At 72.0% G+C, this 18,511-nt stretch carries 17 protein-coding genes and 1 pseudogene; 9 read left to right on the forward strand and 9 right to left on the reverse strand.

Features of this window, described 5'->3' with window-relative positions; translation table 11 throughout:
• Nucleotides 1-25 precede the first annotated feature (25 nt).
• Entirely contained in the window at nucleotides 26-541 is a 516-nt protein-coding gene (locus ACGGAQ_RS03685) for a winged helix-turn-helix transcriptional regulator (protein WP_393045649.1), read from the forward strand.
• A gap of 156 nt (nucleotides 542-697) precedes the next feature.
• Here the strand turns inward: ACGGAQ_RS03685 and ACGGAQ_RS03690 are convergent.
• Nucleotides 698-1,305: pseudogene (locus ACGGAQ_RS03690) on the reverse strand (transcriptional regulator); the annotation flags it as partial.
• A gap of 283 nt (nucleotides 1,306-1,588) precedes the next feature.
• On the opposite strand from ACGGAQ_RS03690, the gene ACGGAQ_RS03695 reads away from it, so the two are divergent.
• Nucleotides 1,589-2,455 carry an oxidoreductase gene (locus tag ACGGAQ_RS03695; RefSeq protein ID WP_393044282.1) on the forward strand — a complete coding sequence of 289 codons (867 nt, stop codon included), beginning with the start codon at nucleotides 1,589-1,591 and terminating at the stop codon, nucleotides 2,453-2,455.
• Nucleotides 2,456-2,488: 33 nt separating this feature from the next.
• On the opposite strand, the gene ACGGAQ_RS03700 is transcribed toward ACGGAQ_RS03695, so the two are convergent.
• Entirely contained in the window at nucleotides 2,489-3,400 is a 912-nt protein-coding gene (locus ACGGAQ_RS03700; RefSeq protein WP_393044284.1) for a LysR family transcriptional regulator, read from the reverse strand.
• 28 nt (nucleotides 3,401-3,428) lie between these two features.
• Between ACGGAQ_RS03700 and ACGGAQ_RS03705 the strand changes: the two genes are divergently transcribed.
• Nucleotides 3,429-4,310, forward strand: a complete 882-nt coding sequence (locus ACGGAQ_RS03705) for an NAD(P)-dependent oxidoreductase (RefSeq protein ID WP_393045651.1) — start codon at nucleotides 3,429-3,431, stop codon at nucleotides 4,308-4,310.
• Entirely contained in the window at nucleotides 4,307-4,714 is a 408-nt protein-coding gene (locus ACGGAQ_RS03710) for a RidA family protein (RefSeq protein WP_354855585.1), read from the forward strand. The genes ACGGAQ_RS03705 and ACGGAQ_RS03710 overlap by 4 nt, the downstream gene beginning before the upstream one ends.
• A gap of 49 nt (nucleotides 4,715-4,763) precedes the next feature.
• On the opposite strand, the gene ACGGAQ_RS03715 is transcribed toward ACGGAQ_RS03710, so the two are convergent.
• Nucleotides 4,764-6,305 carry an MFS transporter gene (locus tag ACGGAQ_RS03715; RefSeq protein ID WP_393044286.1) on the reverse strand — a complete coding sequence of 514 codons (1,542 nt, stop codon included), beginning with the start codon at nucleotides 6,303-6,305 and terminating at the stop codon, nucleotides 4,764-4,766.
• 106 nt (nucleotides 6,306-6,411) lie between these two features.
• On the opposite strand from ACGGAQ_RS03715, the gene ACGGAQ_RS03720 reads away from it, so the two are divergent.
• Nucleotides 6,412-6,891, forward strand: a complete 480-nt coding sequence (locus tag ACGGAQ_RS03720) for a winged helix-turn-helix transcriptional regulator (protein WP_393044288.1) — start codon at nucleotides 6,412-6,414, stop codon at nucleotides 6,889-6,891.
• Between the two features lie 8 nt (nucleotides 6,892-6,899).
• Here the strand turns inward: ACGGAQ_RS03720 and ACGGAQ_RS03725 are convergent, their stop codons facing one another.
• The 6 genes from ACGGAQ_RS03725 to ACGGAQ_RS03750 form a co-directional block, all read right to left on the reverse strand.
• Nucleotides 6,900-7,430 carry a GNAT family N-acetyltransferase gene (locus ACGGAQ_RS03725; protein WP_393044290.1) on the reverse strand — a complete coding sequence of 177 codons (531 nt, stop codon included), beginning with the start codon at nucleotides 7,428-7,430 and terminating at the stop codon, nucleotides 6,900-6,902.
• Nucleotides 7,431-7,501: 71 nt separating this feature from the next.
• Entirely contained in the window at nucleotides 7,502-9,715 is a 2,214-nt protein-coding gene (locus ACGGAQ_RS03730) for a glycoside hydrolase family 27 protein (RefSeq protein ID WP_393044292.1), read from the reverse strand.
• A 46-nt stretch (nucleotides 9,716-9,761) separates the two neighbouring features.
• Nucleotides 9,762-11,849 (reverse strand): alpha-galactosidase, encoded by a 2,088-nt coding sequence (locus ACGGAQ_RS03735; protein WP_393044294.1) that lies wholly within the window; start codon nucleotides 11,847-11,849, stop codon nucleotides 9,762-9,764.
• Nucleotides 11,846-12,667, reverse strand: coding sequence for a carbohydrate ABC transporter permease (locus ACGGAQ_RS03740; RefSeq protein ID WP_393044296.1), 822 nt, complete (start codon nucleotides 12,665-12,667; stop codon nucleotides 11,846-11,848). The genes ACGGAQ_RS03735 and ACGGAQ_RS03740 overlap by 4 nt, the downstream gene beginning before the upstream one ends.
• Nucleotides 12,667-13,584 carry a carbohydrate ABC transporter permease gene (locus ACGGAQ_RS03745; RefSeq protein WP_393044298.1) on the reverse strand — a complete coding sequence of 306 codons (918 nt, stop codon included), beginning with the start codon at nucleotides 13,582-13,584 and terminating at the stop codon, nucleotides 12,667-12,669. The genes ACGGAQ_RS03740 and ACGGAQ_RS03745 overlap by 1 nt, the downstream gene beginning before the upstream one ends.
• A gap of 1 nt (nucleotide 13,585) precedes the next feature.
• Complete coding sequence (locus tag ACGGAQ_RS03750; protein WP_393044300.1) at nucleotides 13,586-14,881, reverse strand: ABC transporter substrate-binding protein; 1,296 nt, start codon at nucleotides 14,879-14,881, stop codon at nucleotides 13,586-13,588.
• Between the two features lie 159 nt (nucleotides 14,882-15,040).
• Between ACGGAQ_RS03750 and ACGGAQ_RS03755 the strand changes: the two genes are divergently transcribed.
• Genes ACGGAQ_RS03755 through ACGGAQ_RS03770 form a run of 4 tightly spaced genes read left to right on the forward strand, consistent with a single transcriptional unit; the run spans nucleotide 15,041 to nucleotide 18,510 of the window.
• On the forward strand, nucleotides 15,041-15,787 hold the full coding sequence (locus ACGGAQ_RS03755) for an SDR family NAD(P)-dependent oxidoreductase (protein ID WP_393044302.1): 747 nt from the start codon (nucleotides 15,041-15,043) through the stop codon (nucleotides 15,785-15,787).
• A gap of 37 nt (nucleotides 15,788-15,824) precedes the next feature.
• The gene (locus ACGGAQ_RS03760; protein WP_357490871.1) at nucleotides 15,825-16,535 is read left to right on the forward strand and encodes an FCD domain-containing protein; all 711 of its coding nucleotides are present in this window, start codon (nucleotides 15,825-15,827) and stop codon (nucleotides 16,533-16,535) included.
• Nucleotides 16,532-17,677, forward strand: coding sequence for a galactonate dehydratase (gene dgoD, locus ACGGAQ_RS03765; RefSeq protein ID WP_393044304.1), 1,146 nt, complete (start codon nucleotides 16,532-16,534; stop codon nucleotides 17,675-17,677). Before ACGGAQ_RS03760 ends, dgoD begins: the two co-directional genes overlap by 4 nt.
• Nucleotides 17,671-18,510 (forward strand): hypothetical protein, encoded by an 840-nt coding sequence (locus ACGGAQ_RS03770; protein ID WP_393044306.1) that lies wholly within the window; start codon nucleotides 17,671-17,673, stop codon nucleotides 18,508-18,510. Before dgoD ends, ACGGAQ_RS03770 begins: the two co-directional genes overlap by 7 nt.
• Nucleotide 18,511 lies beyond the last annotated feature (1 nt).

The following is an 18,511-nucleotide window of genomic DNA, read 5'->3' on the forward strand; positions in this document are numbered from 1 at the left end:
CACCTACTCGTAGGAAGGCTCACCAGTGGCAGGGAAGATCCGCTTGGAGGACCGCGAGTGCCCGCTGTCCAGCGCCCTCGGCCACGTCGGCGAATGGTGGACGCTCCTGATCTTGCATGATGCTTTCGACGGTTACACCCGGTTCGACCAGTTCCAAGCCAACCTGGGGGTCTCCACCAGCATCCTGACCAGCCGCCTCAAGACCCTGACCGGTCAGGGTCTCCTCGAACGACGCCGCTACCAGACCCGGCCGGACCGCTACGAGTACGTCCTCACCGACCTTGGCCGCAGCCTGCGTCCCGTCGTCGTCGCCCTCGCCGCCTGGGGAAACTCCCGCCTCGACCCCAGCGAGCGCAGCATGATCCTCATCGACCGGAACACCGGCGTGGAGGCCGACCCGGTCATCGTCGACCGCAGCACCGGGCGCCCGCTCGACGACAGCGACTTCGTCTTCGCCGCCGGCCCGGCCGCCAGCGACGCCATGCGCAGGCGCTACGAGCACATCCGGACCGAGGGGTCGGCCGACCGGCACCCGCGCTGACCGGCCATTCGGCTCACTCCAGGGGATACAGGCGGGCCGGATCGCCGGCCCGGCGACTGTCCGGCTGGCGTCCGGCGTGCTGGCCGCGATCGAGCCGAGCAGCGCCAACGAACGTGCCGACTCCGTACCGGGCTCGGCGTGGTAGATCACCAGGAGCTGCCCCTCGGCGCCGGCTACCGCGAGCTTGTCGCAGTACAGGTCGAGATCGCCCACCTCGGGGTGGTGCAGCCGGCTCACCACACCCTGCCGCCGCCGCACCTCGTGCCGGGCCCACAACTGGCGGAAACAGTCGCTCTTGAGCGACAACTCCCCCACCAGCGCCGTCAGTCGCGGGTTGTCGGCGTCCGCGGCCGAGTCGGCACGCAGCTGCCCCACCACGCTTGCATCGCCTGCCGCCAGTCCCGGAACAACTCCCGCTCCGCCGCGTCCAGGAACACCGCGCGGAGCCGGTTGGCGCCCGGAGCGAGATCCGGCGACAGCGCCCTCGCCATCCGGTTCGACGCCAGGATGTCGAGATAGCGGTTCTGCACGAACGCCGGCATCGGGAGCTCTCGCACCAGGTGCAGGACACTGGCCGGCACCCGCTCGACGGCCGGCCGGACCGCCCGGCGGGACCGCGGCCGGGTCAACCCGATCATGTACGCGGTGGCCTCCGGGTCCAGCCGCAGCACACCGGCGAGCGCGTCGAGGACCTGCACCGAGGGATGCCGCTCACGCCCCTGCTCCAACCGCAGGTAGTAGTCGGCGCTGATGCCCGCCAACATCGCCACCTCCTCGCGGCGCAGGCCAGGCACCCGGCGCAGGCCGACGCCCGGGCCGAGACCGACGTCCTCGGGCCGGACCCGTTCCGACAGGCGCGCAGAAAGTCGCCGAGCTGGTTGGTGGCGTCCATGCCGTCGACGGTAGATCGCCCCACGACCCGGTGACTGGCTGTGTCACTACCAGGAACACCTCGCCCTGCCGCCCGGACGGACGCCGACGGACAGTCGTCGAAGGTCGATCTCCGGACCGCCGCATATCCACGACGACAACGGATAGAGGAACGACATGAGCGACAACCTTCCCGGCGGCTCCCTGACCCCCGCCGACGGCCTCACCCTGAGCCGGATGGGCTACGGGGCGATGCAACTGGCCGGCCCCGGTGTCTACGGCCCGCCGCGCGACCGGGCGCAGGCCATCGCCGTGCTGCGCGAGGCCGTCGACCGGGGCGTCCGGCACATCGACACCAGCGACTTCTACGGCCCGGTGGTGGTGAACGAGCTGATCCGCGAGGCGCTGCACCCGTACCCCGAGGATCTGCACCTGGTCACCAAGGTCGGCGCGCGACGCGGCACCGACCGCTCCTGGATCCCGGCGCTGGAGCCGGACGAACTGAAGGCCCAGGTCCGGGACAACCTCCAACACCTCGGTCTGGACGTCCTCGACGTGGTCAACCTGCGGGTCGGCGTGGCGGAGGGCACCGGCGACGATCCCCTGTCCGAGCAGTTCGGCGCCCTCGCCGAGTTGCGGCAGGAGGGGCTGATCCGACACCTCGGGCTCAGCAACGTCACGCTCGACCAACTCACCGAGGCCCAGGCCATCGCCCCGGTGGTCACGGTGCAGAACCTCTACAACCTCGCCAACCGGCAGGACGACGCCCTGGTGGACCGGTGCGCGGCGGAAAACATCGCGTTCGCGGCGTTCTTCCCGCTCGGCGGGTTCACGCCGTTGCAGTCCGACATCCTCAACGACGTGGCCGCCCGGGTGGGCGCCTCGCCACAGCAGGTCGCCCTGGCCTGGCTGCTGCAGCGCTCCCCCACCACCGTGCTGATTCCGGGCACGTCGACGCTGGCACACCTGCGGGAGAACCTCGCCGCGGCCGACCTGAAGCTGCCGGCCGACGCGATCGCGGAACTCGACACCATCGGCGGGTGACGCCGGACGCGGACCGTCGTGCGGCGGTCCGCGTCACCCGCCCGCCTCGCTCAGGCCCGCCCCCGCCGCCCGGTCCAGATGAGTGAGGAACCGCCGCACCGCCGGTGGTCGGCTCCGCCCAGCGACTGTCGCGGCGAAGATCCGCCGCACGGATGCGTCGTCGGGGTGCAGGCGGAGCAGGGTCAGGTCGGACGGAGCGGCGCGTACGGCCAGGGCCGGCACCAGCGCGACGCCGAGACCGGCCGCGACACAGCCCAGCTTGCCGGTCCACTCGGCCGCGACAATGTCGATCCGCGGGCGAAAACCCGCCGGCAGGGTCGCTCGCAGCAGAGTCTCCTCGGCGGTCGCCGAGCCGGCGATGAACGACTCGTCGGCCAGGTCGCGCAGGCGGATGGTCCGCCGGTGGGCGAGCCGATGCGCCCGCGGTACGGCCACCAGAAGCGTCTCGTCGACGAGGTGGTGCAGGTCGAACTGGTCGCGGTCGAGCGGCTGGTCCGACGCGGCGCTCACCACGGCGACGTCGGCTTCACCGTCGACCAGGCGCTCCAGCAGCTTCGGCGTGAGCCCTTCGACAAGCGACAGGGCCACCTCGGGATGGTCGGACTTGAAGCTGGCCAGAGCACGTGGCACAAGCGCGGCGACCGCCGTGGGGAACGCGCCGACCCGCAACCGCCCGGCGGACAGGTCGCGCAGCGCCGCCAGGTCCCGCCGGGCGGCGTCCAGCCGGTCGAGCACCGCCTCGGCGTGGCCGAGCAGGCAACGGCCCTGCTCGGTCAGGGCGACACCGCGCGGCAGCCGGTCCAGCAACGGCGACCCGGTCTCGGCTTCCAGCGCGGCGATCTGTCGGGACACCGCCGACTGGGTGTAGCGCAGGCTGCGGGCCGCAGCCGTGATGGAGCCGTGCTCGGCGACGGCACGAAAGACCTGGAGCGCGTTCAGCTGCATCGTGACATGCTCCCGCAGCATGGCAGCGATGCATAACGGTCGTTGGTGGCATGGCTTCCCGTCCCCTAGCCTTGCCGACATGTTCGAGATCGCACTGTTGGGTACGGGCACGATGGGCACCGCGATCGGCCGTCGACTGCTGGCCACCGGGCATCGACTCACCGTCTGGAATCGCACGTCCAATCGCACGGTGCCGCTCGTCGACGCCGGAGCGCGAGTCGCCGGCAGCCCAGCCGAGGCGGTCCGCGACGCCGACGTGGTGATCACCATGCTCACCGACGCGGTCGCCGTCCGGCACACGCTGGTCGACTCGGGTGCGGCACTGGCGCTGCGGCCGGGCACCCCCGTGATCGAGATGTCCACCATCGGTCCCCGGGCCGTGGCCGAACTGGCCACGCTGCTGCCGGCGGGAGTACCACTGGTCGACGCCCCGGTCGCCGGCAGTGCCGGCGCTGCCGAGACGGGCCAGCTCGTTGTGTTGGCCGGCGGGGAGAAGACGGTCGTCGACCGGGTCGCCCCGCTGCTGGAGACGTTGGGTACGGTCCGCCGCTGCGGCGACTCCGGTCGGGGCGCCGCGTTGAAGCTGGTGCTCAACACCGCGCTGATCACCGCGGTCACCGCGGTCGCGGACGCCCTCGCCGTCGCGGATGCCGTCGGCGTCGACCGACGTACCGCGATCGATGCACTTGGGACCGGGCCACTTGGCGGCGCGGTCGCCCGGGCGACCGCCACGGACGCCGCGTTCGCCGCCGCCCTGGCCGCCAAGGACGCCCGGCTCGCCCTCGACGTGCTCGGCGACGCGCCGGCGCCCCTGCTGCGCGCCGCCGCGTCGGCGTTGGCGGCCGCGCCCGATCCGGAGGGCGACATCGCCCGTCTCACTGACAGCGCCGCACCCGAGGAGCAGAAGTGAACCTGACCCTGGACAATCCGACGACCGTGGCCGCGCCGTTCGGCGACCGGTTCGCGCACGTCGCCCGCCTCGACCTGCCAGGGGGCGCGTTGCTGATGCTCTCCGGTCAGGTTGGTGTGGACGACGCCGGCGCTGTGGTCGCACCCGGCGACGTGCGAACGCAGTCAGAACGGATCTTCGAGTTGATCGGAGCGCTGCTCGCGGCGCACGGCGCCACCTTCGCCGACGTGCTGCACGTCCGGACGTTCCTGACCGACCTCGGCGACCTGGCCGGCTATGCCGACGTCCGCAACCGCCACTTCGGGCAGACCAGGCCCGCCAGCACCACGGTCGAGGTGAGCCGGCTCTTTCTCGACGGCGCGGTGCTGGAGGTCGAGGTCACCGCGGCCGTGACCACGGGTTGACCGCGATCGGCTGATGTCAGTGGTGATCGGCGCAGTCGGCGCTCCGGCCTCAGTGCTGGTGGGGGCGGTTGCGGATGAGCGTGAGCGCGAGTACGGCGGTGACCAGGAAGACGATGCCGGTGATCCGCAGACCGGCCTGCACTCCGGAGGTCATGGCCTCGGCGAGCGCCGACCGGACCGGATCGGGCAGCGGCTGGTCGCCGGTCGCGCCGGAGGCCACCGCCGCCTGGACGGCGCTGCGGGTGGGTTCGCCGACCTGGTGGGCGGCAAGGCGGTCGGGCAGGTCGGCCACCATCGTGGTGGTGAGCAGCGTGCCCAGCAGGGACGAGCCCAGCACCGAGCCGACCTGACGGGAGGCGTTGACCGCGCCGGAGGCCATGCCGGCCTGGGCGGGCGCCACGCTGGCCAGCGCCGCCGCCGTCGCCGGGGCCACCACCAGCCCGCTGGCGGCGCCGAACAACGCGAACAACGCCCAGCGGTGCTCGAACGGCGTGGTCGGCCCCTGCGCCGCCAGCCCGAAGCTGGCCACCGCGCCGAGCACCAGACCGATGGTGAGTGGCGCCTTGAACCCGGTGCGCCGGATGGTCCGCCCGGCACCGAAGGCCACCAGGACGTACGTGCCGAAGAGCACCAGCATCCGCCAGCCGGTGTCCAGCGGGCTGAGCGACTGGGCACGCTCGTGGAAGAGGACGAGCAGGATCGCCACGCCGGTGAAGCCGAACAGCGACACCGCCGCGACGGCCATGACGGCGCTGAACGACGTCGAGCGGAACAGCCGTACGTCCAGCATCGGTGCGCTGGTCCGCAGCTCGACCAGTACGAACGCGACAAGCGCGACGGCCGAGACGATCCACGCGGCCCCCACGACGCCGCTGGCGTAGCCGTCGCGTCCGCCCTGGATCATGGCGTAGACGGCGGCGGCGATGGCGACGGTGCCGAGCAGCAGACCGGGCAGGTCAAGTCGTCCGGCGCTGGGCCGTGATTCGGCCACCCCGATCGCGGCGACGACGAGGGTGACCACGCCCAACGCGATCACCGACAGGTAGACGGTGTGCCACGAGTGCTGGCGCAGCAGCGTACCGGCGATGAGCGGGCCGATCGCCAGCCCGATTCCGGAGGCGGCCGACCAGGCGGTGATGACCTCGGTACGGCGGTGCGGGTCGGTGAAGGTGGCACCGAGGATCGCCAGGCTGTTCGGCAGGATCAGTGCACCGCCGAGGCCCGCGACCAGCTGACCGGCGATCACCCAGCCCACGGTCGGGGCGCTGGCCACCACGGCACCGCCGGCGATCATCGCGACGACTCCGGCGCCGAACATGCGCCTGCGCCCGTACCGGTTGCCCAGCGTGGCGGCGGACAGCACCAGGCTCGCCACGACCAGGGTGTAGGCGCTGGGGATCCAGATAACGGTGGTCGGGTCGACCCGGAGGTCGGCCTGGATGGTGGTCAGGGCGGAGACCGTCGCGGTGATCTGCAGGAAGGTGATCATCGCGCCCAGACACATGGCGATCAGGGTCACCGGCCGGGAGCCGCGAACGGTCGTACGGGTGGAGACGGCCGGTCCGGTCGGGGCCGTGCTGCTGGTGGTCACAAGGCGTCCTCGGGTTGGAGTCCCGCTGGCTTGCATTTGCAGAAGCCAGCAGTGCCCCAGTGAATCACCTGGCTAGCTTCGGCGCAAGCCAGGTAGACTGGGCGGCATGGAGGACCTACGGGACAACCGCGAATCCTGGTCGATGGAGAACTGCTCCGTCGCACGGGCGATGGACATCGTGGGCAGCCGTTCGACGATCCTGATCATGCGCGAGGCACTGCTCGGCACGCGCCGTTTCGACGACTTCGTCCGCCGGGTCGGAATCGGCGAGCCCGCCATGGCGGCCCGACTCAAGGAGATGGTCGCCGCCGGGCTGCTCGAACGGATCCCCTACCGGGAGCCGGGACAGCGCACCCGCCACGAGTACCAACTCACCCGCAAGGGTCGCGAACTGCTGCCGGTCATCACCGCGCTGCGCAACTGGGGCGACACCTGGAGCGCCGACGAAGCCGGCCCTGGCATCCTCGCCACCCACCACGACTGCGGCGAGCCGGTCCGTGCGGTGCTCCGCTGCGCAGCCGGGCACGACATCGAGAGCGGCGACATCGACATCACCGCCGGGCCGGGCCTGATCCGCCGCAACTGACCCCCGGGTCAGTCGACCCGCTGTGCCAGCACCTGCCCCGGCCAGTCTCCCGAGCGGAAGGTTTCGGTGCGGGTGAACCCGTGGCGCTCGTAGAAGGCCACCAACTCGCCGCCGCCGCCCGCCCAGCAGTCGACCCGTAGCAGCCGCACGCCGGCGCGCCGGGTTTCCTGCACGGCGTGTGCCAGCAGGGCCGCCCCGAGGTGCCGCCCGGCGAACCGCCGGTCGGAGACCAGGAGACGGACGTACCGCTCGGGCTCCGGTGCGGGCGTGATCGGTGTCTGCGGATGAGGCCCGGAGTCCAACACCAGGACACCGGCCGGCGTTCCGTCCAGTTCCGCGATGTACGGAAGGTTCTCGGTCAGGTACCGATCGACCAGCTCGACCCCGCCGGGCTTCTCCGAGAACGGTGTCGTGCCCCACTGCTCGGTGTTGCCCCGCGCGTTCATCCAGATCACCGCGGAGTCGAGCATGGCCAGGACGGCGGGTGCGTCCGCCGGGCCACCGCGTCTGATCCGTACGCCGCGAGTGGTGTCGTCCATGGCGGAACTGTAATCGCGGCCGCAGATGGTGGTGGCGGGCCGCCGATCCGCGGCCCGCCACCTGTGTCGGATCAGAGGACGATCTGGTGCACCCGGTCGTCCGCGCCGCGCACGGCCAGCCAGGCGCTGCCGTTGGCGCCCTCGGCGGCCCCCGGGGCGCCCCGGAACGCGTCGGTGGCGAACTCGCCGCGACGGAACCAGCCGCCCCACGCCCCGTCGGTCAGGTTGCGCTGCCAGAGCCGATTGTCGGCGGCCAACGCGAACAGATAGACCCGCCCGGCGGTGGCGAGCAGCGTCGGGCTGCCGCTGGTGGTGCCGCCGAGGTTGGTCCAGGCCGACCAGGTGGTGCCGGTCCGACTGCGCCACCACACCTCGTCGGTGCGGCTGCGGACGGCCACGTGCAGCACGCCCGCGTCGTCGACGACCGCGCTCGGCCGGCCGTAGACCGGCCGGTCGTCGGGAGCGCCGACGCCCGTCCAGCCACTGGTGGGGGTACGCGACCACAGCTTGCCGTCGGCGCCACGGACGACGAGCGTCCACTGCGTCGGGCTGGTCCACGCCACCGTCGGGCCGTCGGTCAGCGTGCCGCCGAGGCTCTGCCACGGCCCCCACGTCCCGCCGACGTAACTGCGTCGCCAGGCGGCGTTGTCGGTGCCACGGACGAACACGTCGATCCGGCCGTTCGCCGAGGCGTACGCGGCCGGCTGACCGAGGATCCGGCCACCGACCGGGCCGCCGAGCGAGGCCCACGCGGTCCCCCACGTCGTACCGGAGCGGGTGTTGACGGCCAGCGCGCCCTGCGCGTCACGGACGAAGGCGGTGGCGTGCGTGTCGTCCACCCGCACCAGCGCGGGGCTGGCGCTTGCGGTGCCGCCGAGGTTGGCGCCGGCGACCTGCTCGGTGCCGGTCAGACCCAGCATGGCCACCCCGTGCGCCGGAACCTCGACGGTGTACGAGCCGGTGAACGGCTGGACACCGGCGGTGCCCGGCGCGGCGTCCACGTCGGCGCGGGCCCACAGGTCACGAACCCGGACGGAGCTGCCGAGCGCGACGTCGGCGAAGGTCACCGTGATCTGCTGAGCGGTGTCGTGCCGGTTGAGCAGCGCGACAGTCCGCTTGCCGGGCCCGGTGAGCACCTTGCTCCACACCTGCGCGTCGGTGCCGGTGTCGGCGACCTTGACGCCCTGTCGGACCAGCGGGTCCTGGTCCACCGCGACGATCTCCGGGTTGGTCAGCGCCGAGATCATCTCCTTCGGCAGGCCGCGCGGGTCGGAGCCGATCACCAGCGGCGCGGCCATGATGGCCCACATCCCGAGCTGCGTCTTGGACTCCTCCAGGCTCAGCTCGTACCCGCCGTCGGGCAGCGGGCGCATCGGCAGCAGGTAGTCGGGGTCGTTGTAGTGCCCCGGCCCGGTGGCCGCCGGGTGGTACGCGTTGACGTCCATGTTGCGCAGCACCCACGGGAACGCCCACTGTGGAGTCGGGTCGGTGAGCCCCACATCGGTGTACGTCCGCCACGAGTCGGCGATCGTCGGCGCGTACGTGTAGCTCCAGGTGGAGAGCTGCTCCGGGGTGTAGGGGCCGCCACCCCAGTCCGAGCTGACCGGGTTGCAGATGTTGAGCAGCATCGGCCGGGGCGACTGGCGTACCGCGTCGGCCAGCTCGCGGAACGTGGCCTCCGGGTCGAGACCGGCGGCCCGGCCGCACAGCCAGTCGGCCTTGAGGGCGTCGAAGCCCCAGCCGGCGAACTGGGCGACGTCGGCCTGGTAGTGGCCGTTGCTGCCGAGGCCGCACTGCCCCGGCAGGTACGGGCCGGCGTCGGTGTAGATGCCGGCCTTCATGCCCTTGCTGTGGATGTACGCGGCCAGCGCGGCCATCCCGCCCGGGAAGCGGGCCGGGTCGGCGACCAGTTTGCCGGCTGCGTCGCGCGGGGTGGGCGCGGCCCAGTTTCCGTCGATCCAGACGTACGTGTACCCGGCGTCGCGCAGGCCACTGTGGACCATATGGTCGGTGACCGACCTGACTTCGGCCTCGGTGGGATCGCCACCGAGGCCGAAGTAGGTGTTCCAGCCCTGGTAGGGCGTCGGAGCGAGCCCACTGTCGAAGAACGTGGGCGCGCCCTGGTCCTCGGCCCCGGCGCTGGCCAGCGTGTGGCCGGGACGACCAGGACCGTGACCAGCTTGCGGAGGGCCGGCCTGGGAAGGGCCGGCCATGGCCGGCAGAGGGCTGGCCAGGCCCAGGCCGAGCGCGGCCAGGGCCGCGGTCAGCGGTCGGTTCAGGCGCATGGAGGTACTCCTGTCCCTCGGGGGTGGGGGTGGTGGTGCTCCGAGCTCAGCCGCGGGTCAGCACGATGAGGTCGGCGTCGTGGGTGGCGCTCCAGTGCACGGGCAGGCCGACCGTGCCGAGGTGGCTGCCCGAGTAGTGCCGCTCGCCGTCGGAGTAGCGGGCCGCCGGGTCGAGGCCGCGCAGTGGCAGCCGCACCGGGCGCGACGGAAGCAGGCCGGCGCCGTCGAGCCGGCCGGTGTGCCAGGCCAGCACGACCACCCGATGCTGGTCCGGCGCGGTGTACTGCACGGCGCAGCGGGCCTGGTCCGGGCCGCCGATCAGGTGCACCTCGCCGTGCGTGACGACATCCCGGATCTCCTTGTAGCGGGCGATCCAGCCGGCCGCCTCGACCCGCTCGGCGGGGGTCCACGCCCGGATGTCCGCGCCGATGCCGAGCACCCCGGCCATGGCGAGGACGAACCGGAACGCGAGCGTTCGCGGTCGGCTGTCGAACAGGCCGGGCGCGTCGGTGACCCAGGAGCTGAGCAGGTGCGGGGCGTTGGCGTGCAGGAAGCCGTACTGGATGGCCAGCCGGTCCAGCGGGCCGGTGTTGTCGCTGGGCCAGAAGACGTCGGCCCGGGCGGCCATCGCCAGGTCGGTCCGCCCGCCGCCGCCGGCGCACGCCTCGATCAGCACGCCGGGATGGTCCCGGCGCAGCCGCTCGTAGATCCAGTGCAGGTTGGCGACGTGCGCGCCGTCGAGGTCGAGCGGGGCGACACCGCCCGGCCGACCCGGCTCGGTACGCGGTCGGTTGAAGTCCCACTTCAGGTAGTCGATGTCGTACCGGCGCAGCAGACCGTCCACGGTGGAGTGGACGAACTCGGCGACCTCCGGCCGGCCCAGGTCGAGCAGGTACTGGTTGCGGACCGGGGTGAGCGGACGACCGTCGACGGAGTACACCCAGTCCGGGTGCTCGGCGTACAGGGCCGACTTCGGGTTGACGCATTCCGGCTCCACCCAGAGCCCGAAATTCAGCCCGAGCGCGCGGACCTCGGCGATGAACGCGTCGAAGCCGGCCGGGAACTTCGCCGGGTCGGGCGTCCAGTCGCCGAGGCCGGCCGTGTCGTCGTCGCGGCCGACGAACCAGCCGTCGTCCACCACGAACGTCTCCACGCCCAGCTCGGCGGCGATCCGGGCGAGCGCCAACTGGCTCTGCGCCTCGACGGCGAAGTAGGTGGCCTCCCACGAGTTGTAGAGCACCGGGCGCGGGGTGAGCCGGTCGGCGGCGAGCAACCGCTGGTGGGTGTGCCAGACGCGGGCCAGGCCGTCCAGGCCGTCCGGGCTGTACGCGCCGGTGACCATCGGCAGGGTCAGCGACTCGCCGGCGGCCAGCTCCAGCGGGCCGTCGACGAGCTGGCGGCCGGCGCGTACCCGGGTCAGGCCGCCGGTGTCCCGCTCGGCGCTGATCTCCCACGAACCGGTCCAGGCCAGCGCCATCCCCCAGGCCGGGCCGGCCGGCTCGGCGGTGTCCCGCACGGCCAGCCAGGGCACGTGCAGGTGCCCGGGTACGCCCTGGGAGCTGCCGATGCTGAAGCTGCCGTGGCCCAGCTCGACGTGGGCGAGCTGGAACTCCTGGGACCACTGCCCCCACTGGTGGCTGAGCAGCGCGCCGTGCGGCGTGGGTACGCAGAACCCGCCCGATCCGGCGCGGACCACCCGCAGCGGGCCGGTGCCGTCGTTGCGCAGCTCGACCCACCGTTGCACCACGTCGGTGCCGGTGGGCATCCGGTAGTGCACGGTGGCGCGCAGCCCGGTAAGCGGGTCGGCGAACCCGACGGCCAGCTCCCGCTGGTCGGCGTCGGCCACCGCATCGGTGTGGCGCAAGCCCACCCGGCGAGCCCCGGTGGAGGTCTCCACCACCAGGTCGGCACCCGTGAACGGGCGGTCGGCGTCGGTGGCGTACTCGATGGGGGCGGCGTCCCCGGCGGTGAGGAACGGCACCGGGCCGTCGTAGGCGACCGGTGACGGGCCGTCGGAGACGCCGTGCGGCCCCCACGCGACCAGTTCCAGCCAGCGACCGTGCGCGGGCACGGTGACGGTGTACTCGGTGTGCGCGCCGCGCAGCGTCCAGCGCTGTCCGGTCGCCGCGGTCACTTGACCGCTCCGAGCGCCAGGCCGGAGACGAAGTGCCGCTGGAAGCGCAGGAACACCGCGACGGTGGGAACGGCTGCGATGACCGTACCGGCGGCGATGACGTTCCAGGACGAGACGAACTGTCCCTGGAGGCCGAGCAGCGCCGGGGTGACCGGCATGTTGTCGTCGGTACGCAGCACGGTGATCGCCCAGAGCAGGTCGTTGAAGATCCAGGTGAAGGAGAGCGCGCCGAGGGCGGCCAGCGCGGGCCGGGTCAGCGGCAGCATCACCCTCGTGAAGATCTGCGCGGTGCCGGCGCCGTCGATCGTGGCCGCCTCCTGGATCTCGCCCGGCAGGTCCCGCATGAACCCGTGCAGGACGAACGTGTAGAAGCCGAGCCCGAAGCCGACCTGCACCGCGATCAGCGCCCAGAGCGTGTCGTACAGGCCGGTCAGCTCGCTGAACTTGGCCACCGGGATCAGCAGGATCTGCGGTGGCAGCAGGTTGCCGGCGAGCATCAACAGCAGGATCGTCCGCCGGCCGGGGATCCGGAACCGACTCAACGCGAACGCGGCCATCGCCGCGAGGCCGAGACTCAACAGCACCGACGGGACGGTGACCACCATGCTGTTGATCAGCGCCCGCAGCTCGCCGCCGTCGGTCCACGCCTGTCGGTAGGTGTCCAGGGTGAACGACCGGGGCAGGCTGCCCACCCCGTGCGCGGCGATGTCGTCGAACGACCGGGTGGACATCACCACGACCCAGAGCACCGGCCCGAGCCAGAGCAGCGACAGCAGGATCATGCCGGTGTGGAAGGCCCCGGTGCGGAGCTTGTTCATCACGCTTCCTCCCGGAACGCGCGGACCAGGTAGCCGAGGATGACCGCCAGCGCGAGCACGAAGATCACGACGGCGATCGCCGAGGCGTAGCCCAGCCGCAGGCTCTGGAACGCGGTCGAGTACATGTAGGTGCTCAGCAGCTCCGACGAGTGGTACGGGCCGCCCTTGGTGAGCGACCAGACGATGTCGAAGGAGCGCAGCGAGTCGATCACGATGACCGAGAGCACCACCGCGTTGACTCCCTTGAGCTGGGGGATTGTCACGTGCCGCAGTCGCTGCCAGGAGTTGGCGCCGTCCATCCGGGCGGCCTCGTGCAGCGCCGGGTCGATGGCCTTGAGCCCGGCCAGGAACAGCACCATGACGTACCCGATCTGCCGCCACAGGGCGGGCAGGATCACCGCGTACAACGCGGTCTGCGGGTCGGCGAGCCAGGGCCGGATCAGGCTCTCCAGCCCGACGGCCCGCAGCAGCGTGTCGGCGATGCCGTCGGGCTGGTAGAAGACCCGCCAGACCAGCGCGGTCACCACCAGCGAGAACACCACCGGGGTGAACAGCGCGGCCCGGTAGAAGCCGACCCCGCGCCGCTCCTTCTGCAGGACCAGCGCCATGCCGAAGCCGCCGAGCACGGAGAGACCGCCGAAGAGCACCAGCCAGATCACCGTGTTGACCAGCGCGCCCCGGAAGGTGGCGTCACCGGCCAGCTCGACGTAGTTGTCGGTGCCCACGAAGGCCGGCGGCGACATCCCGTCCCAGCGGGTGAGCGAGAACCAGAAGCCCTGCAGCGCCGGCCAGAACACCCAGATGCTCTCGACCAGGAACGGCACCAGGACGAACGCCACCAGCAGCGGCGACAGTCGGGCCGACCGTCGCCGCCGCCGGATGGAGGTGACCGAAGTCGTGGAGATCGTTGCTGTCACGTCAGCCCTTGAAGACCTTCTCGGCGCCGGCCTGCCACTCCCGCAGGATCGCGTCGATCTGGTCCGGCTTGTCGATGAACTTGGTCAGCGCGGTGTCCGCGGTCGGCTGGAGCGCGTCGCTGGAGTCGCGGTTGAAGAACTGGGTCAGCTCCTTGGCCTCGTCGAGCATCGCCTTGCCCTTGACCACCAGCGGCGAGTCGGACGCCTTGGCCTTCGGGTTGGCCGGCAGGACGATGCCGGAGCTGGCCTTGACGTACGCCTCCTGCGCCTCGGTCGAGGCCAGGTAGGTGAGCAGCGCCCTGGTGCCGGTCGGGTTGGCGGTCTTCGCGCTGGCGAAGAAGCCGTCCGTCGGCGCCTCCTCGGCCAGCGGCACCGCCGGGTCGATGATCGGGAACCGGAAGAAGTCCAGGTCGCCGAGGGCGTCCTTGGGGGCGGCATCGGCGAAGAACGTGCCGATCAGGAACATCCCCGTCTTGCCGGCCAGCAGGGCCGTGGTCGCCTCCTGGAACGGGTACGCCTTGCCCTTGGGGTCGAAGTAGGGCAGGGCCTCCCGCCAGCGGGTGAAGACCGCCTTGACCTTCGGGTCGTCGAAGCGCTGCTTGCCGGCGAGCAGCTCGCGGTGGAACGACGCGCCGTTGATGCGGATGTTGAGGTAGTCGAACCAGGCCGAAGCGACCCATGGGGTGTCGCCGAGACCGATGCCGATCGGGGGGACGCCCTTGCTCTTCAACGTCTCGCAGAGGGCCAGGAAATCGGTCCAGGTCTTCGGCTCCTGCACGCCCCACTTGGCGAAGTTGGACTTGCGGTAGAAGAAGCCCCACCAGTAGTTGTTCATCGGCACGAAGATCTGCTTGCCGCTGGCGTCGGTGGAGAGGGTGCGCAGCGACTGCGGGTAGTCGCCCAGTGACTTCCAGACGTCGGAGACGTCCAGCAGCAGGTTGCGGCTCGCGTAGTCGTTGGCGACCGAACCCGCGTACCAGGTGTAGAGGTCGGGCGGGTTCGCCGAGGTGAGGTACGTCGGGAGCTGGGTCCGGAAGGTCTCCGAGGCGATGGTGTTGAGGCTCGCCGTGCCCTTGCCCTGAGCGTTGAAGTTCGCGATCAGCTTCTCCATCGCCGCCTTGGCCTGCGGCGAGGAGAGGTTGGACTGGATGGTGACCGCGCCCGAGCCGTTGCCCGCCGCCGGCCCGCTGGCGGAGCTGGCGCACGCGCTGAGGAACGAGCTCGCGCCGAGCGCACCCAGGCCGGCGAGCCCGAGGTGGCCAAGGAATCGCCGGCGACCGGGGTCGAAGTCGCTCACGGTGGTGTCCTTCCTCTACGACACGCAGCGTCACGACGCGATGTGTCGGCCATGTGAATGTGTGTGACCAGAAGGTTGCATCGGCCGTCCCCGGCTGTCAAGATATCTTCGTAATTAATGATTAGACGAGATCAAGGCGAGGGTCAGGTGGATCAGCCTATGCGCCGGCTTGAGGGCAAGAACGCGCTGGTCACCGGCGCGATGGGTGGGATCGGCGCGGCCATCGCCCGGCGACTCGCCAGCGAGGGCGCGGCGGTTGCACTGCTCGACGTCGCCGACGCGACCCCGCTGGCCGAGGAACTGACCGCCCGCGGTGACCGCGCACTGTCCGTAGTGGGCGATGTCAGTGACGAGGCCGATTGGACGGCCGCCGTGACCGCCGTACGGGCCGACCTCGGCCCGGTCGACATCCTCGTCAGCACCGCGTACGCCGTGCGGGTCGCCCCGGCCCACGAGACCAGCCGGCAGTCCTGGGACCACCAGCTCGGTGTCAGCCTCACCGGCTCGTTCCTCGGCGTCCGCGCCTGCCTGGACGACCTGCGGGCACGCGCGGGCGCGGTGGTGCTGATCTCCTCGGTGCACGCGCTGGTCGGGTTGCCCGGTCGGCCCGCGTACGCCGCGGCCAAGGGCGGCCTGGTCGCGCTCGGCCGCCAACTCGCCGTCGAGTACGGCCCGCAGGTGCGGGTCAACACGGTGCTGCCCGGTCCCATCCTCACCGCCGCCTGGGCCGACGTGTCCGAAGAGGACCGACAGCGCAGCATCGCCGAGACCGTGGCGAAACGGTTCGGCACCCCGGACGAGGTGGCCGCGACGGTCGCCTTCCTCGCCTCGGCGGACGCCGCCTACGTCACCGGCGCGAGCCTCGTGGTGGACGGTGGATGGACCGCGGTGAAAGCCTCGGCCTGAGAGATCGATACCGACCAGCGAGAAGGCCAGGAGAGCATTGGCACAGTACGCACGCCGCGGTGTCCACGGGCAGACCGTCGAGGCGATCGCCCGTCGCATCCTCACCGGCGAGATCGCCGCCGGCGCGACCCTGAACATCGTCGCGCTCCAGGAGGAGTTCGACGTCAGCCTGACGGCCCTGCGCGAGGCACTGAAGGTCCTCTCCGCCAAGGGCATCGTGGACGCCCGGCAGAAGCGCGGCACCTTCGTCCGGCCTCGCGCGGACTGGAACCTGCTCGACGGCGACGTGATCCGCTGGCAGTTCGCCGAGGGCGCCGACCAGCGGTTGCTCGACCAGCTCCACGAGGTACGCGCCATCATCGAGCCCGCCGCCGCCCGGCTGGCCGCCAGCCGCGCGACCGAGGACGATGTGGCCGCCCTCGACCGGGCGCTGACCGAGATGGCCGAGGCCGACGGTGACCCCGCCGCCGCCGTCGCCGCCGACCTCGCCTTCCACCGCGCGCTGCTCGCCGCCACCCACAACGAGCTGCTGGAACGCATGGAGGTCGTGATGGAGACGGGTCTCGCCGAACGGGACCGCCTGGTGCACGGCGGCGCCGCGCACGACGACCCGGTGCCGAGTCACCGCGCGGTGGTCGACGCGCTGCGCGAGCGGGACGAGTCGGCGGCCGAGACCGCCATGCGGGAGTTGCTGGACAAGGCCGTCCGCGACGTCGAGAAGGCACGGGGACGAAGGGGCAGTCAGTGAAGATCGAGCGGATCGAGACGTTCCTGGTCGCGCCACGGTGGTTGTTCTGCCGGGTCGAGACCGACGAGGGGCTCGTCGGGTGGGGCGAACCCGTCGTCGAGGGCCGCGCCGAGGTGGTGCGCAGCGCCGTCGAGGTGCTCTCCGAATACCTGATCGGCGAGGATCCCCTGCGCATCGAGCAGCACTGGCAGGTGCTCACCAAGGGTGGCTTCTACCGGGGCGGCCCGATCCTCTCCAGCGCGGTCGCCGGCCTCGACCAGGCACTCTGGGACATCGCCGGGCAGGCGTACGGGGCTCCGGTGCACGCCCTGCTCGGCGGACCCATTCGCGAGAAGGTGCGGATCTACTCCTGGATCGGCGGGGACGAGCCCGACGAGGTGGCCGACGCCGCCGCCGCGCAGGTCGCCGCCGGCCTCACCGGGGTCAAGATGAACGCCTGCGGGCGACTCTCGGCCATCCCCACCTCCGCCGAGGTCGACGCGATCATCAATCGGGTCGCCGCCGCCCGGGAGGTGCTCGGCCCGGACCGGGACATCGCGCTCGACTTCCACGGCCGCGCCGGGCTGGCCGCCGTACGTCGCATCCTGCCCGAGTTGGCCCCCCTGCGCCCGATGTTCGTGGAGGAGCCGGTCCTGCCCGACCAGGCCCACCACCTGCGCGACATCGTGGCCGGCACGCCGATCCCGGTGGCCACCGGCGAACGCCTCTACGGCCGCTCCGAGTTCCTCACCCCGTTGCAGGCCGGGGTCGCCGTGGTCCAGCCGGACCTGTCGCACGCCGGTGGGATCTCCGAGGTCCGCCGGATCGCCGCGCTGGCCGAGACGTACGGCGCGCTGCTCGCCCCGCACTGTCCGCTCGGCCCGATCTCCCTGGCGGCCAGCCTCCAGGTGGCCTTCGCGACGCCGAACTTCCTGATTCAGGAGCAGAGCATCGGCATCCACTACAACGTGGGTTCCGAACTGCTGGACTACCTGGTCGACCGGGAGCCGTTCCGGTTCGTCGACGGGCACATCGCCCGCCTCGACCGGCCCGGCCTGGGCATCACCGTGGACGAGGCGGCGGTCCGCAAGGCCGCGCAGACCCCGCACACCTGGCGCAATCCGGTCTGGCAGCACGCCGACGGGTCGTTCGCCGAATGGTGACCGGCGCGACGCAGGTCCCGCTGCGCGTGACGTACGACGCGGCGCACGGCGGCCGGTGGACCAGCCTCAACGGCGGCGGCCGGGAATGGCTGTGGCGGGGCCCGGCGTCCGGCCGGCACGACGTACGCCCCGACGACGCGTTCGTCGACGCTGGCGGCCTGGAGGAGTGCCTGCCCACCGTGCGCGGCGAGCCCGACCACGGCGAGGTGTGGTCGCGGCCCTGGCGAAGCGCCGGCCCCGGCGCGGTGGTGATCCAGCGGCCGACGTTCACGCTGAGCCGGCGGATCACCGACGACGGTGGCGTGGTGGTGGCCGACTACCGCCTGACCGCCGAACCCGGTCACCGGTTCGTCTGGGCCGCGCACGCCCTGCTCGACCTCTCCCCCGCCGCCCGCCTCGACGCGCCCGCCGGCACCCCGACCCGCCTGCACCCGGAGGCCGCCGCGCTGCTTGCGCCGGGCACCTGGCCCGACGGCGACCCGTGGCTCACCGGGCCGTGGCCCGCCCCGGCCGGGCTGACGCTGGACACACTCGGCCCCGACGACGGCACCGCCCTCGGCGCGGTGCTGCTCGACTGCCCCCGCGTCCAGGTGAGCGACGGCGACGACCGGCTGACCCTGGATCTGGAGTGCGATGGCCAGCCCCGCAGCACCGCGCTCTGGCGCAACCTGGGCGGCTGGCCGGTCGACGGCCCCTACCGCAGCATCGGTGTCGAGCCGATGCTCGGCAGCGCCTTCGACCTGGCCGACGCCGGCCCGGCCGACGCGGCGGTCGTCCCGCCCGCCGGTGAGGTCAGCTGGCGACTCACCATCTCCGCCCACCGCATCCACTGAG

It is taken from the genome of Micromonospora sp. NPDC047557 (assembly GCF_043205095.1).
GTDB lineage: Bacteria > Actinomycetota > Actinomycetes > Mycobacteriales > Micromonosporaceae > Micromonospora.

Excerpts from the sequence above, each read along its gene's own strand:
- ACGGAQ_RS03740 (WP_393044296.1), bottom strand. The coding sequence starts at position 12,667 with ATGAACAAGCTCCGCACCGGGGCCTTCCACACCGGCATGATCCTGCTG.
- ACGGAQ_RS03730 (WP_393044292.1), bottom strand. The coding sequence starts at position 9,715 with ATGCGCCTGAACCGACCGCTGACCGCGGCCCTGGCCGCGCTCGGCCTG.
- ACGGAQ_RS03720 (WP_393044288.1), top strand. The coding sequence starts at position 6,412 with ATGGAGGACCTACGGGACAACCGCGAATCCTGGTCGATGGAGAACTGC.
- ACGGAQ_RS03770 (WP_393044306.1), top strand. The coding sequence starts at position 17,671 with ATGGTGACCGGCGCGACGCAGGTCCCGCTGCGCGTGACGTACGACGCG.
- ACGGAQ_RS03755 (WP_393044302.1), top strand. The coding sequence starts at position 15,041 with ATGCGCCGGCTTGAGGGCAAGAACGCGCTGGTCACCGGCGCGATGGGT.
- ACGGAQ_RS03705 (WP_393045651.1), top strand. The coding sequence starts at position 3,429 with ATGCATAACGGTCGTTGGTGGCATGGCTTCCCGTCCCCTAGCCTTGCC.
- ACGGAQ_RS03695 (WP_393044282.1), top strand. The coding sequence starts at position 1,589 with ATGAGCGACAACCTTCCCGGCGGCTCCCTGACCCCCGCCGACGGCCTC.
- ACGGAQ_RS03725 (WP_393044290.1), bottom strand. The coding sequence starts at position 7,430 with ATGGACGACACCACTCGCGGCGTACGGATCAGACGCGGTGGCCCGGCG.
- ACGGAQ_RS03700 (WP_393044284.1), bottom strand. The coding sequence starts at position 3,400 with ATGCAGCTGAACGCGCTCCAGGTCTTTCGTGCCGTCGCCGAGCACGGC.